Here is a 16,752-nt window from a genome sequence, read left to right on the forward strand (position 1 = left end):
GCTTTCGCATGCCCGGCACCACCGACAGGTGCGATGACGAAGGATGGAGACGAGTCGATGAGCGAGGACGCGCAGGGAGCTCAGGCAGTGGCCTGCCGGGAGCATCCCGAATCGGTGCGCATCCGCCTGGATGTGGCCTATGACGGCAGCCCGTTCTCCGGCTGGGCGGTTCAGCCCGGCCTCGAGACGGTCCAGGGGAGCCTGGAGGCCGCCCTGGAGCTGGTCGTGCGCGCCCCCGTCCGACTCGTGGTCGCAGGGCGCACCGATGCCGGAGTCCATGCCCGCGGGCAGGTGGCCCACGCCGACCTGGCCCCGGAGCAGGCTCGGCGGGTGCTCACCGGTCGGGAGGGGCCGCGCCCGGACGGTCTCGAGCGGCGGCTGACCGGCGGGCTGAGCAGGATCCTCGGCTCGGACAGGCGCCGGCGGGGGCTCGCGGAGGTCCCGGGGGCGATCGTCGTGCGGCGGGCCAGGCCCGCGCCCGAGGGCTTCGATGCGCGCTTCTCGGCGATCGCCCGCCGGTACGTCTACCGGATCGACGACGGCGCAGCCGGCCATGATCCGCTGACCCGGATATCCACCTGGGCGGTGGACCGGGCCCTGGATGTGACGGCCATGCAGGAGGCCGTCGAGCCCTTGCCGGGTCTGCACGACTTCCTGAGCTTCTGCCGTCCCCGCCCCGGGGCCACCACGATCCGCGAGCTGCAGGAGATCACCGTGCGGCGCACGGAGACCGGTCTGCTCGAGGTCGAGCTGCTCGCCGACGCCTTCTGCCATTCGATGGTCCGGGCGATCGTGGGCTCGATGGTCCGGGTGGGCAAGGGGGAGCGGCAGGCCTCCTGGCTGCGGGGCAGGCTCCAGGAGCGCACCCGCTCCTCCGAGACCCTGCTGGCTCCGGCGCAGGGGCTGGTGCTGGAGGAGGTCCTCTACCCGGAGGACGGGCAGCTGGCGCAGCGCGCCCAGCTCACGAGGGCGCGGCGGGGCGAGGCCTGAGTGCGGAGGCTGCCGGTGGAAACGGACGACGGCTTCAGGTATGGTGGCCTGCTGTTGTGCGTGTCCCGCCTCGGTTCACGTGTACCCGGATCCGCCGTCCAGTTGCAGGGCACAGGGCGATCTGGTGCGCCGGGGTTCTGGGGACCCGGATGCTGCTCGGCCCTCACCCGAGCCCCGGAGGCACACGGAAACCGGCTCCTGACCCCAACTCAGGGCCACACTTCATCGAACGAAGGCAGATCAACGTGCGCACGTATACCCCGAAGCCCGGTGACGTCCAGCGTGACTGGTACGTCATCGACGCGACCGACGTCGTCCTGGGCCGTCTGGCCAGCCACGCGGCAGTCCTGCTGCGCGGCAAGCACAAGGCCACCTACGCCCCCCACGTCGACACCGGCGACTTCGTGATCGTCGTCAACGCGGACAAGGTCGCCCTCACCGGCGACAAGCTGCAGAAGAAGATCGCGTACCGCCACTCGAACCACCCCGGCGGCCTCACCGCGACCACCTACGCCGAGCTGCTCGCCAAGAGCCCCGAGCGTGCGGTCGAGAAGGCCATCAAGGGCATGCTCCCCAAGAACAAGCTGGCAGCTGCGCAGCTGTCCAAGCTCAAGGTCTACGCCGGCCCGGAGCACCCGCACGGTGCCAACAAGCCCAAGACCTTCGAGTTCAACCAGGTCGCCCAGTAATCCGGGCCTACGAGAACGACTGACACAAGGAGAACATCGTGGCTCAGAATACTGATGAGCAGTTCGCGCAGGACGGTGAGGAGCTGACCTCCTACACCTCCGAGTCCACCGGCGCCGCCGCCGAGTCCGCCGTCGCCACCGAGCGCCCGGCGCTGACCGTGCCCGGCCAGGGCACCGGTCGCCGCAAGGAGGCTGTCGCCCGAGTCCGCCTGATCCCCGGCTCCGGCCAGTGGACGATCAACGGTCGCACGCTGGAGGAGTACTTCCCCAACAAGCTGCACCAGCAGGAGGTCAACGACCCCTTCACGCTGCTGGAGCTGAAGGGCGCCTACGACGTCGTCGCGCTCGTGCACGGCGGCGGCCCCTCCGGCCAGGCCGGGGCCATGCGCCTGGGTGTGGCCCGTGCGCTCAATGAGATCGACGCGGAGCATAACCGCCCGACCCTCAAGAAGGCAGGCTTCCTGACCCGTGACGCCCGCGTCATCGAGTCCAAGAAGGCCGGCCTCAAGAAGGCCCGCAAGGCCCCGCAGTACTCCAAGCGCTGATCCAGCGCCGCTGCGCAGCGCCCGCCTGATCGGGCCTGCCTGCCACAGCGCCCCGTCGCTCACGGACCTCGTCCGTCAAGCGACGGGGCGCTGTCGTCTCCGCTGAGACGCCCCGAGGAGTCCTCCTGCGCACGGACGGTGGGCGGCGCGCAGAGCGTCCACGGGCGCCTCCGGGAGCTGGGGGCGCAGGTTCCTCCCGCGTCCTCGCAGATCGGGCCGCGACGCCACATGCGACGGATGGTATGCGTCAGCGCGGCAGACGGGCCTAGGATGTTGGATCGATGACACGAATCTTCGGAACCGACGGCGTACGCGGTCTGGCCAATGAGCTGCTCACGGCAGACATGGCCCTGGACCTCTCTCAGGCAGCGGCCATCGTGCTGGGCCATGACCATGCGGCTGATGGCCGCCGCCCCAGGGCCGTGCTGGCCCGGGACGGCCGTGCCTCGGGCGAGTTCCTGGGCGCCGCCGTGGCTGCCGGGCTCGCGGCCTCAGGGGTCGACGTCGAGGACGCCGGCACGGTGCCGACACCGGCGCTGGCTTACCTGGTGGGCGATACCGAGGCCGACTTCGGCGTGATGATCTCCGCCTCGCACAATCCGGCTCCGGACAACGGGATCAAGTTCCTGGCCGCCGGCGGCAAGAAGCTGCCGGACACCGTCGAGGATCGCATCCAGGCCGTCTACGATGCCAAGGACTTCCGTCGCCCCACCGGCGCCGGTGTCGGGCGCATCCGCACGCTCACGGATGCTGAGGACCGCTATGTGATGCACCTGGTCGGGGCCATCCCGCACCGTCTCGAAGGGCTGAAGATCGTGCTGGACTGCGCCCACGGGGCGGCCTCCGGCCCGTCGCCGGACGCCTTCCGGGATGCCGGGGCGGAGCTGGTGGTGATCGGCGCCGAGCCCGATGGCCTCAACATCAACGACGGCGTGGGCTCGACCCACCTGGGCCCGCTCCAGGAGGCCGTGGTGGCGCACGGCGCGGACCTGGGCATCGCCCACGACGGCGACGCCGATCGATGCCTGGCCGTGGATGCGCAGGGGCGGGAGATCGACGGCGACCAGATCATGGCCATCCTGGCGGTCGCCATGCACGAGGCCGGCCGCCTCAAGGACGACACCCTCGTGGTGACCGTGATGTCGAACCTGGGGCTCAAGCTCGCCCTGCAGGAGCGCGGCATCCGGATCGTCGAGACCAAGGTCGGGGACCGCTACGTCCTCGAGGCCATGGTCGAGCACGGCTTCAACCTGGGCGGCGAGCAGTCCGGGCACGTGATCATGGCGGACTGGGCCACGACCGGCGACGGCCTGCTCACGGGGCTCATGCTGGCCTCGCAGGTGGCCGGAACCGGTCTTCCGCTGTCCGAGCTGGGCACCGTCATGACCCGTCTGCCCCAGCGCCTGCTCAACGTGAAGGGCGTCGACCGCTCGGGAGCCTCGACCGATCAGGGCGTGGCGGAGGCCGTCGCGGAGTCCGAGAAGCGACTGGGGGAGACCGGCCGCGTGCTGCTGCGTCCCTCCGGCACCGAGCCTGTCGTGCGCGTGATGGTCGAGGCCGCCACGCAGGAGCAGGCGGACGGGGAAGCCGCTGTGCTGGCCGGCGTCGTGCGCCAGCGCCTGGCTCTCGGCTGAGCTGCCGCCGCTGAGTCGCTGCGCGGGCACCCGGCGGCGACTCGGCGGCGGCAGCGCACAGGAAGCCCCGTCGGAGTCGGTCCTCGGGGCTTCCTCATCTCCGCCGGGTGGTCTGCACAGCAGAAGGCCCCTGCCGCGATCGCGGCAGGGGCCCTCAGCTCTCTCCCAGCGCCGCCCGGCGCTGTGCTCTCAGATCAGGTGATGAATGGGGGTGGTGGAGCCTGCAGGGCTCAGACGGACGGGGTGTCCTTGGGCGAGACGGTCTCGTCCTGGCCCGCGTCTGGGACGAGGGCGTCGCGGATCTCGGTGAGCAGGGCGACCTGCGGGTCGACCTCCTCCTCGTCCGGGTTGATGCCGAGGCGCAGGTTGCGGCGCTCGATCATCTTGTTCATCGGCATGACGACCACGAAGTACAGGGCCGCGGCGATGATGAGGAAGTTGACGATGACGGTGAGCCAGGCGCCCAGGCGGACGTAGTTCTCGGTGTCGTTGACCTGGATGGCCAGGAACTGATCGAAGTTGGGGAACCCGATCAGGCCCGAGATCAGCGGCATGATGACCGAGTCCACGAGCGTGGTGATGACGGGGGCGAACGCGCCGCCCACGATGACGGCGACGGCAAGGTCGATGACGTTGCCCTTCATGATGAATTCCTTGAAACCCTGAAGCATGAGGGCAACAGTAGCGGTGAAGGACGTGTCAACCTGTTGCCGGGAAGCTTTTTCTCGGATCACAGATGGTGATTTCTGTCACACTGCCCTCGGGTCATGACCCCGCCGTGACCTGGAGCTTTAGGAGTAGTCCGGAGCGGGGCCCGTTCCGTAGAACTCCTCGAGGGTGGCGGCCCCGGATTCGGAGAGCTCCCGGGCGCGCTGCTCGCCGATGTAGCGGTAGTGCCAGGGCTCGTAGGCGTAGCCCGTGACGTCCTCGCCGCCGCGCGGGTAGCGCAGCACGAAGCCGTAGTCCTGCGCATGCTCTGCGGCCCACTGGGCCGCGTCGGTGTCGGCGAAGCACTCCTGCAGGTCGCAGCCCGAGCCGTCGGCGATATCCATGACCAGGCCGGTCTGGTGCTCCGAGTGCCCGGGCCGCGCCGAGATCGTGTCTGCCGTCGCCTGGCCGTTGACCTCGACCCAGTGCTGATACGTGGAGACCTGCTCGACGTACGGGCGGTATGCCGAGGTGATGCTCACGGTGATGCCCTGCGCTCGCATGTCCGAGAGCATCTGCTGCGCGGCTGCAGCTGCGTCCTTGCGCAGCTGGTGGCCTTCGAGGTCCTCGAGCGGCTCCGGCGCATAGTCCTGCGGATCCAGCGGACGTGCCTTGTTGACCACCACATCGGTCGAGGAGGCGGTGTCGACGTCGGCCTCCGCCGCGGCCGTGCCGGGGCCTGAGCTCGAGTCGGTGCCGGCATCATTGCTGCCGTCCTGCGGCGTCTGCGAGGAGGTAGAGCCGCTGGGATCTCCCGCCGGCTGCTCGTTGCCGCAGGCGGACAGCCCCAGGAGGCTCAGCAGGGCGGCGGAGGCGGCCAGACGGCGGGGGAGCGCGGTGCTCATGAGGGGACTCCGTTGCTCGGAAGTGCAGTTCGGGCGGCGACGAGGCTCAGTTCTTGCGCAGCAGGACGCGGCGGATCGAGTGGTCCGAGTCCTTGGAGAGGATCAGCTGCGCCCGACCGCGCGTGGGACGGACATTGCGCAGCAGGTTCGGCTCATTGATCCGACGCCAGATGTCGGTGGCCACCTGCTCGGCCTCCTCATCGGAGAGGCCGGCATAGCGGTGGAAGTAGGAGTCCGGGTCGGCGAAGGCGCCGTGGCGCAGATCCTGGAAGCGCTCGACGTACCAGCGCTCGATGTCCTGGGTGCGGGCGTCGACGTAGATGGAGACGTCGAAGAAGTCGCTCAGGGCCAGGGCAGCGCGGTCGTCGGGCCCGATCTTGGCCGGGGCCAGCACATTGAGGCCCTCGATGATCACCACGTCCGGGGCGGTGACCACGACCTCCTCGTCCGGAAGGATGTCGTAGGTGACGTGCGAGTACTTGGGAGCGCGCACCTCGAGGGCCCCGGACTTGATCTCTGCCACGAAGCGCAGCAGCGCCCGGCGGTCATAGGACTCCGGGAAGCCCTTGCGCTGCATCAGGCCGCGGCGCTCGAGCTCGGCATTGGGGTGCAGGAAGCCGTCGGTCGTCACCAGCTGGACGTTGGGCGTGGACGGCCACCGGGCCATGAGCTCGCGCAGCAGGCGAGCGGTCGTGGACTTGCCGGCGGCCACGGAGCCTGCGATCCCGATGACGAACGGGGTGCGCGCATGCTCCTGACCCAGGAACTGATTGGTCGAGTTGTTCAGGGCCGTGGCCGCGGTGTCGTAGAGGGTGAGCAGCCGAGACAGCGGGAGGTAGACCTCGCGGACCTCATCGGCGTCCAGGTGATCCCCGAGTCCGCGCAGGTTCTCGATCTCGTCCTCGTCCAGCGGCAGCTCGATCTCATCGGACAGGCGCGACCAGGTCAGCCGGTCGAGCTCGACGAACGGCGACAGGCGGTGGAATCCGGGGGCTGTGCTCATCGGCGCCATCGTAGTCCTCCGCGACACCGCGCCCCGATCCGAGCGGCGCGGGATGACTTCACGCGACCGTCGGGGCCGAGCGCGTCGGGATTAGGCTGGCCCGCATGATCATCGGCAGCGGCATCGACGTGGTGGACATCCAGCGGTTCGAGCGGCAGCTCGAGCGCACGCCCAGACTGCGCGAGCGGCTGTTCGTGCCGAGCGAGCGGGGGCTGGCGCTGCAGTCCCTTGCGGCGCGCTTTGCCGCCAAGGAGGCTGCCGCCAAGGCTCTGAAGGCTCCCCCCGGGATGATCTGGCAGCACTGCTGGATCGAGAAGACCGAAGGGGGCGCCCCGATCCTGCGCACCGAGGGCACGGTGGCCCGGGAGGCGGCCCGTCAGGGGATCGACCGGTGGCACCTGAGCATGTCCCACGACGGGGGCCTGGCCATGGCCTACGTGATCGCCGAATCGATGGGCTCAGCGGATCCGGAATCGCTCGGCTCGGCGGATCCCGACGACGCCGAGGCGGTGCTCTGATGCGCCCGGGGTTCTCGGGAGAGGCCGTGCGCACGGCCGAGCAGCCGCTGCTCGAGCAGGGCAGGGGCCCGGCGCTGATGGCGGTGGCCGCGCACGGCCTGCAGCTGCACTGCCGGCGCCTCCTGCGCACTCGTCGGGGGCGGGTCGCCGGATCCCGCGCCGTGGTCCTGGCGGGCAAGGGCAACAACGGCGGGGACGGGCTCTGGGCGGCCGCTGCGCTGCGCCGCGCCGGTGTGGAGGTGACGGCGATCCCCACGGCCGACTCGCTGCACGAGGACGGCGCTCGCGCTCTGCGGCAGGCCGGCGGAGTCGTGAGCGCATGGGCGCTGGATGACGAGCACCTGGAGCAGGCCCTGGACCTGCTGCTCGGCGCGGACCTGGTGATCGACGCGGTGCTCGGCACCGGGGCCTCCGGCGGGCTGCGCGGTGCCATGGCCGAGCTCGCGCGATCCTTCGACCAGCGCTCGCAGGAGACAGGGGAGCAAGGGCCCGTCGTCGTGGCCGTCGACGTCCCCTCCGGGCTCAGCGCCGACGGCGGGGCGCTCGAGGGTTCTGTGCTTCCCGCCGCCTCCACCGTGACCTTCGGCGCGGCCAAGACGGCCCAGCTCACCGCCCCCGGCGATCGGCTGTGCGGCCGTGTGGAGGTCGTGCCGATCGGCATCGAGGCGCACCTGCGATCCCCGGACGTCCTGCGGCTCGAGGATCGCGATCTCGAGGCGCTGTGGCCGCGCCCGGTCGGCTCGGACCACAAGTACACCCGCGGCGTCGTCGGGATCGTGGCCGGGTCCGAGGAGTACCCGGGGGCCGCTCTGCTGACGGTGCGCTCGGCGCTGGCCGCCGGGACCGGCATGGTCCGGTACCTGGGCGATGAGTCCACGCGCAGGATGGTCAACCTGACGAGCCCCGAGGCCGTGGTCTCGGATGGCGCCCCCGCCGACGAGCACGTGCAGGCCTGGATCGCCGGCCCGGGCGCCGTCGACGAGGCGCAGCAGCAGCGCTGCGAGCAGGCGCTGGCCGAAGCGCTGCAGCGCAGGATCCCTGCGGTGCTCGATGCTGGAGCCCTGGAGATCGCCGGGCGCAGCCTGGCCGACACGCGGCTGCGGCCGTGGATCGTGCTCACCCCGCACGCAGGCGAGCTGGCCGAGCTGGTGCGTTGGTGCGAGGCCTGGGGCCGGCTTCCGGAGGGCGTCACGGCTGCCGAGCGCGAGCAGATCGAGGCGGATCCGGTTCGATGGGCGCAGGTGGGTGCGCAGGCCACCGGTGCCACCGTGCTGCTCAAGGGCGCCACCACGACGATCGCAGCCCCCGTGGGCGCGGAGGCCGAAGCCCCCGTGCTCACCGTCGGAGGAGCCAGCCCGTGGCTGGCCACAGCTGGGTCCGGGGACACGCTCGCGGGCGTGCTGGGCACGCTGCTCGCCCACGACGCCGCGCAGCCGCAGCACCTGGCGGACCGCCTGCCTGCCTGGCTGCGCGAGAGCGCGGTGCCCGAGCAGGCGCTCGAGCCGCTAGCCGATGCGTTGGGCAGGGATGCCCGCTGGGCGCTGCTGGCAGGACTGGCGACGGTGCTGCAGGCGCGAGCCTCGCACGTGAGAGGAGAGGGCCCGCAGCCGTGCCGACCGGAGGACATCCGAGCCGCTCTGACCCGCGTCGCAGGCTGAGGGTAGGCTGACGGGGTGCGCCGCTGCACCGGGCGCATCAACGCGTCCGATGATCCCGCGGCTGCCGCCGAAGTCCCCGATACCTCAGGAGCTCATCGTCGTGACCGAAGTCTGGCCCGGAACCGCATACCCCCTCGGGGCGACCTTCGACGGAACGGGCACCAACTTCGCTCTGTTCTCCGAGGTCGCCGAGAAGGTCGAGCTGTGCCTGTTCGACGACCAGGGCACCGAGGAGCGCATCGAGGTCGAGGCCGTCGACGGCTATGTCTGGCACTGCTTCCTGCCCAACGTCGAGCCCGGTCAGCGCTACGGCTACCGCGTGCACGGCCCGTGGGACCCGTCGCAGGGCCTGCGCTGCAACCCCTCCAAGCTGCTGCTGGATCCCTACGCCAAGGCCGTGGACGGCTTCGTGCGCGAGTGGGGCCAGCCGCTGTTCTCCTACGAGTTCGGTGACGAGGACTCCTTCAACGACGAGGACTCGGCCGAGCTGATGATGAAGGGCGTGGTGATCAACCCGTTCTTCGAGTGGCAGGGCGACCGCCCGCCCAAGCGCGACTACCACAGGTCCGTGATCTACGAGGCCCACGTCAAGGGGCTCACGGAGCAGCTCGACGAGATCCCGGAGAACGAGCGCGGCACCTACGCCGGCGTGGCCCACCCGGCGACCATCTCGCATCTGAAGAAGCTCGGCATCACCGCGATCGAGCTCATGCCGGTGCACGAGTTCGTGCAGGACTCCACGCTGCTGGAGAAGGGCCTGCGCAACTACTGGGGCTACAACACCATCGCGTTCTTCGCCCCGCACCACGACTACTGCTCGACCTCGACCCTCGGCGGGCAGGTCCAGGAGTTCAAGGCCATGGTCCGCGCCCTGCACCGGGCGAACATCGAGGTCATCCTGGACGTGGTCTACAACCACACGGCGGAGGGCAACCACCTGGGGCCCACGCTGTCCATGCGCGGGGTGGACAACAACGCCTACTACCGCACCGTCGAGGACGACCCGAAGTTCTACATGGACTACACGGGCACCGGTAACTCGCTCAACGTGCGCCACCCCCATGCGCTGCAGCTGATGATGGACTCGCTGCGCTACTGGGTCACCGACATGCACGTCGACGGCTTCCGCTTCGATCTGGCCTCGACCCTGGCTCGCGAGTTCTACGACGTCGACAAGCTCTCGACCTTCTTCGAGCTCGTGCAGCAGGATCCGATCGTCTCCCAGGTCAAGCTGATCGCCGAGCCGTGGGACGTCGGCCCCGGCGGCTACCAGGTGGGCAACTTCCCGCCTCAGTGGACCGAGTGGAACGGCATGTACCGCGACACCGTGCGGGACTTCTGGCGCGGCGAGCCCTCGACCCTGGGCGAGTTCGCCTCCCGCATCACGGGCTCGGCGGACCTGTACGAGAACAGCGGACGCCGTCCGTTCGCCTCGATCAACTTCGTCACGGCCCACGACGGCTTCACGCTGCGCGACCTCGTGTCCTACAACGAGAAGCACAACGAGGCCAACGGCGAGGACAACAACGACGGCGAGTCGCACAACCGCTCCTGGAACTGCGGTGTGGAAGGCCCCACGGACGACGCCGACGTCCTGTCGCTGCGCGCACGGCAGCAGCGCAACTTCATCGCCACGCTGATGCTCTCCCAGGGCACCCCCATGCTTCTGCACGGCGACGAGCTCGGACGCAGCCAGGGCGGCAACAACAACACGTACTGCCAGGACAACGAGATCTCCTGGATCGACTGGGACGCCGCCGACGCCCCGCTGATGGAGTTCACCTCCGCGCTGATCCACCTGCGCCGGGACCACCCCACGTTCCGCCGCGCGCAGTTCTTCGACGGCCGTCCGGTCGAGATGGACGAGCGCACGGACGAGGATCCCATGCCGGACATCGCCTGGATCAGCACCGACGGCTCGGCCATGACGCCGGCCGACTGGGACGAGCCCCTGGCCCGCACGCTCGGGATGTGGCTCAACGGCCATGGCATCGCAGGCAAGGACGCCCGCGGTCGCCAGATCACCGACGTCGACTTCCTGGTGTGGTTCAACTCCTCCCCGGAGGACATCACGTGCACCCTCCCGCCCGCCGAGTACGGATCCACGTGGGAGGAGCTGCTGGACACCGCCGGCGAGCACGGCAACGGCTCGGTGCTCACGCACTCGACGGAGTTCGTGCTCAAGGCCAAGTCCATGGTGGTGCTGCGACAGTGGGACGAGCCCGAGGAGGAGCCGGACACCTCGGTGGCCGCCTCCGTCGCCGCCTACGCCTCCCAGGCACAGCCGGACGAGTGAGCCGGCGGCCGGGTCGCCCCGGTCGCCCCAGTCAAGGGGCCGGTCCCGAGCTGTCGGGACCGGCCCGCCCCACCTAAGGATCCGCAGCAGGAGAGGTGCTCCTGCACCAGCACACGAGGAGACCACGTGCGCATTCCCGCCTCGACCTACCGACTCCAGATCACCCCCGACTTCGACCTCACCGCAGCAGCCGAGCAGCTCGAGCGCCTGCAGGCGCTCGGCGCGGACTGGGTCTACCTCTCGCCGGTCCTGCGCTCCGTGGGCGGCTCGGACCACGGCTACGACGTGGCCGATCCCACCGAGGTCGACCCGGCCCGCGGGGGCAGGGAGGCCTTCGACCGCTTCTGCCGCACGGCGCACGAGCTGGACCTGGGCGTGCTGGTGGACATCGTGCCGAACCACCAGGGCGTCGCCGCCCCGCCGGAGAACCCGTGGTGGTGGTCGCTGCTGCGCGACGGACGCGGCTCCGAGCACGCGCAGGCCTTCGACGTCGACTGGGAGTCCTTCGGCGACCGGGTGATGATCCCGGTGCTGGGCGACGACGCCGACGAAGACGGCACTCCGCGCCCGGGTCGGGCCGACCAGGCGCTGGAGCAGCTCGGGGTCGAGCTGCGCGACGGGCAGCCGGTGCTGACCTACTTCGACAACGTCTACCCGGTGGCCGAGGGCACGGCGACGTTCGATGACGACGGCCGGGCCACGGAGCCTGCCCGGATGATCCACGAGCGGCAGAATTACCAGCTGGTCAACTGGCGCCGCGGGGATGCTGCCCTGAACTACCGCCGCTTCTTCACGATCGCTACCCTGGCGGGGATCAGGGTCGAGGACCGCCAGGTATTCGAGGACTCGCACGTGGAGGTCCGTCGCTGGATCGACGAGGGCCTGGTGGACGGGCTGCGCATCGATCACCCGGACGGGGTGCGCGATCCCGCGCAGTACCTCGGCTGGCTGGCCGAGCTCACCGGCGGGCGCTACACCCTGATCGAGAAGATCCTGGAGCCCGGGGAGCTGCTGCCGCGCGAATGGCTGGAGCAGGGCCTGACGGCCGGCACCACGGGCTACGACGCCCTGGGTGTGATCGACCGGCTGCTCGTGGACCCGGACGGGGAGTACCCGCTGACCGCTCTGGACGCCTCCCTGCGTGCCGGCTCGAGCGCCGAGCAGGCTCAGGAGGGCGACTGGGAGCGGATGATCCACGGGACCAAGCGGGCCGTGACGGACGGGTCCCTGCATGCCGAGGTCGAGCGCCTGGCCCGCGAGGCCTCCGTCGAGCCCGCCCTGGAGGGCGTCTCGCACGAGGCCCTGGTGGACGCCCTGAGCGAGGTCCTCAGCTGCTTCGGCGTCTATCGCACCTACCTGCCGTGGGGCTCGGAGCACCTGGCCGAGGCGCTCGAGGCCGCGCAGGCTTCCCGGCCCGATCTGGCCGAGGCCATCACCGCCCTGGGCCCGGTCCTGGGACTGGACGTGCGGGACGAGGCCGAGCTGACCCCGGTGGCCCGGCGCTTCCAGCAGACCTCCGGGATGGTCATGGCCAAGGGCGTGGAGGACAGCGCCTTCTACCGGTACTCGCGGCTCACCTCGCTCACCGAGGTGGGCGGGGATCCGTCCTCGTTCTCTCTGTCCGCTCAGGAGGCCCACGACGAGTTCGCGCGTCGTCACCGCGACGAGCCGCTGGCCATGACGACCCTGTCCACCCACGACACCAAGCGCTCGGAGTCGGTGCGCGCGCGGATCAGCGTGCTCGCCGAGATCGGGGAGGAGTGGGCCGCGGCGCTGGCCGCCGTGGAGCGCGATGCCCAAGCCAGGGGCGTCGGTCCGCTGGCCGATCGGACGCTGGTGAACCTGGTGCTGCAGGCCATGGTGGGGGCATGGCCCATCAGCCGGGAGCGCGCGGTGGACTACGCGCTGAAGGCGGCCCGCGAGTCCGGGACCGCGACCGCATGGGTCGACGGCGACGAGGCCTTCGAGGCAGATCTCAGCGGGCTGATCGACCTGGTGCTGGAGGACCCGGCCGTGCGCGGCACCGTGGAGGGCATCGTGCGTCGTGTCCAGGCACCGGGCTGGTCGAACGCGCTGTCGCAGAAGCTGATCCAGCTCACCGTGCCCGGCGTGCCGGACGTCTACCAGGGCTCCGAGCAGTGGGCTCCTGCGCTCGTGGATCCGGACAACCGCCGCCCGGTGGACCACGCCGAGATCGCGCAGCGACTGGCCGCCCTCGACGAGCGCCGCGACGATCCCTCGGTGGCGCGCGAGCATTCCGTGCCCGCGGTGGACGAGACCGGCGATGCCAAGCTGCTGGTGACCTCGCGCGCGCTGCGTCTGCGCCGCGACAGCCCGGAGCTGTTCTCGGACTATGCACCGCTGCAGGCGGAGGGCGAGCAGGCAGAACACGTGTTCGCTTTCGACCGCGGCGGTGCGCTGACCCTGGCGACGCGGCTTCCCGTGGGGCTGGAGGCTGCCGGCGGTTGGGGCGAGACAAGCCTGGTGCTGCCCGACGGGCAGTGGAAGGATGCCCTCACCGGCGGCGGCAGCTTCAGCGGGACCGTGCGGGTCGGGGACGTGCTCGACCTGCTGCCCGTGGCGCTCCTGACGCGCCACTGAACCGCCCCGCAGCGGGACCCAGACGACAGAACGATCATTCGACCAGCATCGATCCGCAGGCGGCGCTGAGCGCAGCCTGCGGATCGCCCTCCCAGATCGGAGCACCGACATGTCCTACTCGGCAGGAAACGGCCGCGCACACCTCGATCGCTTCGACGTCTTCGCCCCGCATGCCGCGGGGGTCGTCGTGCGCATCGACGGGCAGGACCACGAGATGATCAAGGCCCTCGACCTGCCGGGGCACAGCCCGCGCGGGCTGGAGCCGGCTCCCGAGTACGCCTCCGGCGAGCACAGCCCCATGGGCTGGTGGACGCTGCCGGACGAGGCCGCCGAGTCCGTGCCGTCGACCACGGTGCGCTACGGCTACATCCTCTCCAAGGTCCTGGACCCGGGCACGTCCGAGGAGCGCACGATCGAATCGGCCGTGCTGCCGGATCCCCGCTCCATGCGCCAGCCGCAGGGCGTGCACGAGCTGTCATGCACGTACGACCCCGCTGACTTCGAGTGGACCGATCACGACTGGGGCGGGGCCGATCTCGAGGACACCGTGCTCTACGAGATGCACATCGGCACCTTCACCCCGGAGGGCACGTTCGAGGCCGCGATCGAGCACCTGGATGCGCTGGCCGAACTCGGCATCGACGCCGTCGAGGTCCTGCCCGTCAACGGGTTCAACGGCTCGCGCAATTGGGGCTACGACGGCGTGGCCTGGTACACGACCCAGGAGGAGTACGGCGGGCCGATCGGCCTGCAGCGCTTCGTGGACGCCTGCCACGAGCGCAACCTGGCCGTCGTGCTGGACGTCGTCTACAACCACCTGGGCCCGTCCGGGAACTACCTGCCCGAGTTCTTCGAGGTCTTCACCGCCGGTGCCTCCTCGTGGGGCGAGCAGATCAACCTGGACGACTTCGGCTCCGACGGGGTGCGCGATCACATCCTCGACAATGTGCGCATGTGGCTGGAGGACTTCCACATCGACGGCTTCCGCATCGATGCCGTGCACGCGCTGAAGGACTCCCGCGCCCGCCACATCCTCCAGCAGATCTCGGACCGTGTGGCGGAGACCTCGCAGCGCACCCGTCGTCGTGCGTTCACGGTCGCGGAGTCGGACCTCAACGACGTCCGCATGGTCGAGGACACGCAGCGCAACGGCCTGGGGATGAGCGGACAGTGGCTCGACGACTGGCACCACGGCGCGCACTGGGCGCTGTCGGGGGAGTCGCAGGGCTACTACTCGGACTTCACCTCACTGGGGGCGCTGGCCAAGTCCATGGAGGGCGCGTTCTTCCACGACGGCTCGTTCTCGTCCTTCCGCGGCCGCTCCCACGGGGGGCCCGTCGACCCGCAGCGGCAGAAGCCGTGGCAGTTCGTGACCTACACGCAGAACCACGATCAGGTGGGCAACCGGGCCACCGGCGACCGCTTCTCGCAGACGCTGTCCACGGATCGCCTGATCCTGGCCGCGGCCCTGCTGCTGACCCAGCCGTACACGCCCATGATCTTCCAGGGCGAGGAGTGGGCGGCCTCGACCCCGTGGCCGTTCTTCACCGCGCATCCGGAGCCCGAGCTGGCCGATGCCGTGCGCAGCGGCCGCAAGGCCGAGTTCGCGCGCATGGGCTGGGACGAGGACTCTGTCCCGGATCCCCAGGCGCAGGAGACCTTCGACTCGGCGATCCTGAAGTGGGATGAGCGCGAGCAGGGCGATCACGCGAAGGTGCTCGCCGCCTACCGGGAACTGATCGACCTGCGCCGACGCACCCCCGAGCTGCGCGGCGGCTTCGAGACGATCCGCACCGAGTTCGACGAGGACGGCCGCTGGCTCGTGCTGCACCGCGGCCCGGTGTCCGCAGCCTTCAACTTCGGCGACGACGCCGTGGACGTGCCGATGGGCGGTGCCGCGGCGTCGGTGCTGTGGAGCCACGGCGCCGAGGAGCCGGCCGGGGAGTCGATCCGACTCCAGGGCAGCGGCGCGGCGGTGCTGAAGGCCTGAGCTGCTGTGCCGGCGGGCTGAGCGGCCCGCATTGAGCCGAAGAGGCCCTCGCTTCCTCACGGGAGCGGGGGCCGCTTCGGCTCAGAGGCGGCGCGTCGTGCTGTCCCCGTTGCGCTGTCGTCGGCCGGTGGAAGGATGGGCACATGCTGATCTACGGAGATGACACCCGCTGGACGCCCGCCGAGGACCGCTACGAGTCCATGCCCTACCGCACGCTCGGGACCTCGGGCCTGAAGCTGCCCGCGATCTCGCTGGGGCTGTGGCACAACTTCGGCGATGACAAGCCCATGGCCACGCAGAAGCAGATCCTGCGTCAGGCCTTCGACTCGGGCATCACCCACTTCGACCTGGCCAACAACTACGGCCCGCCCAACGGCTCGGCCGAGCTGAACTTCGGGCGCGTGCTCAAGGAGGACTTCGCCGATCTGCGCCAGGAGATCGTGATCTCCTCCAAGGCCGGCTGGGACATGTGGCCGGGCCCCTACGGCTTCGGCGGCTCGCGCAAGTACCTCATCGACTCGCTCGATCAGTCGCTCGAGCGCATGGGCCTGGACCGGGTGGACATCTTCTACCACCACCGCCCGGATCCGGAGACCCCGATCGAGGACACCATGCGCACCCTGGACCGCATCGTGCGCTCGGGCCGGGCGCTGCACGTGGGCATCTCCTCCTACAGCGCCGACGACACCGCCCAGGCACAGCAGATCATGCGCGAGCTCGGCACCCCGCTGGTCATCCACCAGCCGTCGTACTCGCTGCTCAACCGCTGGATCGAGAAGCCCTCCGAGAACGCGGACGGCCCGGCCGGCGGCAAGAACCTGGTGCAGGTGCTGGGGGAGGCCGGCATGGGCTCGATCGTGTTCACGCCGCTGGCCCAGGGCATGCTCACGGACAAGTACCTGAACGGCATCCCGGAGGACTCGCGCGCCGCGGCCTCCAAGTCCCTGAACCCCGAATGGCTCACGGACGAGAACATCGAGCGCATCCGCGGGCTGAACGAGATCGCTCAACAGCGCGGTCAGACCCTGGCCCAGATGGCGATCGCCTGGACCCTGCGCCCGCAGGACGGCGGGCAGGTCACCTCCGCGCTGGTGGGAGCCTCCTCGGCCCGGCAGATCGCCGACAGCGCCAAGGCCGTGGAGAACCTCGAGTTCTCCCAGGACGAGCTCTCCCGCATCGACGAGCTCGCTCGCGACGCCGGGGTGAACATCTGGGCCAAGGCCACCGAGTCCACCAAGGACTGAGCTTGGACCGCTGAGGGGCCGCCTGCCGGTC

Annotated in this window: 13 protein-coding genes; 10 read left to right on the plus strand and 3 right to left on the minus strand. The window is 70.2% G+C overall.

Annotated elements, in window-relative coordinates:
* The first annotated feature begins 57 nt into the window (after window positions 1–57).
* From truA to glmM, 4 genes are all read left to right on the plus strand, one after another.
* Complete coding sequence (gene truA / locus M3E84_RS02425; protein ID WP_259894413.1) at window positions 58–990, plus strand: tRNA pseudouridine(38-40) synthase TruA; 933 nt, start codon at window positions 58–60, stop codon at window positions 988–990.
* A gap of 245 nt (window positions 991–1,235) precedes the next feature.
* Window positions 1,236–1,679 (plus strand): 50S ribosomal protein L13, encoded by a 444-nt coding sequence (gene rplM, locus M3E84_RS02430; protein WP_259894414.1) that lies wholly within the window; start codon window positions 1,236–1,238, stop codon window positions 1,677–1,679.
* A 38-nt stretch (window positions 1,680–1,717) separates the two neighbouring features.
* On the plus strand, window positions 1,718–2,224 hold the full coding sequence (rpsI, locus tag M3E84_RS02435; protein ID WP_259894415.1) for a 30S ribosomal protein S9: 507 nt from the start codon (window positions 1,718–1,720) through the stop codon (window positions 2,222–2,224).
* Window positions 2,225–2,505: 281 nt separating this feature from the next.
* Window positions 2,506–3,858 carry a phosphoglucosamine mutase gene (gene glmM, locus M3E84_RS02440; protein ID WP_259894416.1) on the plus strand — a complete coding sequence of 451 codons (1,353 nt, stop codon included), beginning with the start codon at window positions 2,506–2,508 and terminating at the stop codon, window positions 3,856–3,858.
* Between the two features lie 230 nt (window positions 3,859–4,088).
* Here the strand turns inward: glmM and mscL are convergent, their stop codons facing one another.
* From mscL to coaA, 3 genes are all read right to left on the minus strand, one after another.
* Entirely contained in the window at window positions 4,089–4,529 is a 441-nt protein-coding gene (gene mscL, locus M3E84_RS02445) for a large conductance mechanosensitive channel protein MscL (RefSeq protein ID WP_259894417.1), read from the minus strand.
* 120 nt (window positions 4,530–4,649) lie between these two features.
* A complete protein-coding gene (locus M3E84_RS02450; RefSeq protein WP_259894418.1) occupies window positions 4,650–5,411 on the minus strand; it encodes a M15 family metallopeptidase in 762 nt (253 codons plus the stop codon).
* Window positions 5,412–5,457: 46 nt separating this feature from the next.
* Window positions 5,458–6,414, minus strand: a complete 957-nt coding sequence (gene coaA, locus M3E84_RS02455) for a type I pantothenate kinase (RefSeq protein ID WP_259894419.1) — start codon at window positions 6,412–6,414, stop codon at window positions 5,458–5,460.
* Window positions 6,415–6,518: 104 nt separating this feature from the next.
* Between coaA and M3E84_RS02460 the strand changes: the two genes are divergently transcribed.
* From M3E84_RS02460 to mgrA, 6 genes are all read left to right on the plus strand, one after another.
* Window positions 6,519–6,932: a holo-ACP synthase gene (locus M3E84_RS02460; RefSeq protein WP_259894420.1), complete on the plus strand. Its 414-nt coding sequence runs from the start codon at window positions 6,519–6,521 to the stop codon at window positions 6,930–6,932.
* Entirely contained in the window at window positions 6,932–8,590 is a 1,659-nt protein-coding gene (locus tag M3E84_RS02465) for an NAD(P)H-hydrate epimerase (RefSeq protein ID WP_259894421.1), read from the plus strand. Before M3E84_RS02460 ends, M3E84_RS02465 begins: the two co-directional genes overlap by 1 nt.
* 49 nt (window positions 8,591–8,639) lie before the next feature.
* Window positions 8,640–10,886, plus strand: coding sequence for a glycogen debranching protein GlgX (gene glgX, locus M3E84_RS02470; RefSeq protein ID WP_259894422.1), 2,247 nt, complete (start codon window positions 8,640–8,642; stop codon window positions 10,884–10,886).
* 126 nt (window positions 10,887–11,012) lie between these two features.
* Window positions 11,013–13,487: a malto-oligosyltrehalose synthase gene (treY, locus tag M3E84_RS02475; protein WP_259894423.1), complete on the plus strand. Its 2,475-nt coding sequence runs from the start codon at window positions 11,013–11,015 to the stop codon at window positions 13,485–13,487.
* A gap of 109 nt (window positions 13,488–13,596) precedes the next feature.
* On the plus strand, window positions 13,597–15,477 hold the full coding sequence (gene treZ / locus M3E84_RS02480) for a malto-oligosyltrehalose trehalohydrolase (RefSeq protein WP_259894424.1): 1,881 nt from the start codon (window positions 13,597–13,599) through the stop codon (window positions 15,475–15,477).
* 143 nt (window positions 15,478–15,620) lie between these two features.
* The gene (mgrA, locus tag M3E84_RS02485; protein WP_259894425.1) at window positions 15,621–16,721 is read left to right on the plus strand and encodes an L-glyceraldehyde 3-phosphate reductase; all 1,101 of its coding nucleotides are present in this window, start codon (window positions 15,621–15,623) and stop codon (window positions 16,719–16,721) included.
* Window positions 16,722–16,752: the final 31 nt, after the last annotated feature.

This window comes from Kocuria sp. p3-SID1428, from assembly GCF_025149945.1.
GTDB lineage: Bacteria > Actinomycetota > Actinomycetes > Actinomycetales > Micrococcaceae > Kocuria.

Excerpts from the sequence above, each read along its gene's own strand:
- M3E84_RS02450 (WP_259894418.1), bottom strand. The coding sequence starts at position 5,411 with ATGAGCACCGCGCTCCCCCGCCGTCTGGCCGCCTCCGCCGCCCTGCTG.
- mscL (WP_259894417.1), bottom strand. The coding sequence starts at position 4,529 with ATGCTTCAGGGTTTCAAGGAATTCATCATGAAGGGCAACGTCATCGAC.
- M3E84_RS02465 (WP_259894421.1), top strand. The coding sequence starts at position 6,932 with ATGCGCCCGGGGTTCTCGGGAGAGGCCGTGCGCACGGCCGAGCAGCCG.
- treZ (WP_259894424.1), top strand. The coding sequence starts at position 13,597 with ATGTCCTACTCGGCAGGAAACGGCCGCGCACACCTCGATCGCTTCGAC.
- mgrA (WP_259894425.1), top strand. The coding sequence starts at position 15,621 with ATGCTGATCTACGGAGATGACACCCGCTGGACGCCCGCCGAGGACCGC.
- truA (WP_259894413.1), top strand. The coding sequence starts at position 58 with ATGAGCGAGGACGCGCAGGGAGCTCAGGCAGTGGCCTGCCGGGAGCAT.
- glgX (WP_259894422.1), top strand. The coding sequence starts at position 8,640 with ATGATCCCGCGGCTGCCGCCGAAGTCCCCGATACCTCAGGAGCTCATC.
- coaA (WP_259894419.1), bottom strand. The coding sequence starts at position 6,414 with ATGAGCACAGCCCCCGGATTCCACCGCCTGTCGCCGTTCGTCGAGCTC.
- M3E84_RS02460 (WP_259894420.1), top strand. The coding sequence starts at position 6,519 with ATGATCATCGGCAGCGGCATCGACGTGGTGGACATCCAGCGGTTCGAG.
- glmM (WP_259894416.1), top strand. The coding sequence starts at position 2,506 with ATGACACGAATCTTCGGAACCGACGGCGTACGCGGTCTGGCCAATGAG.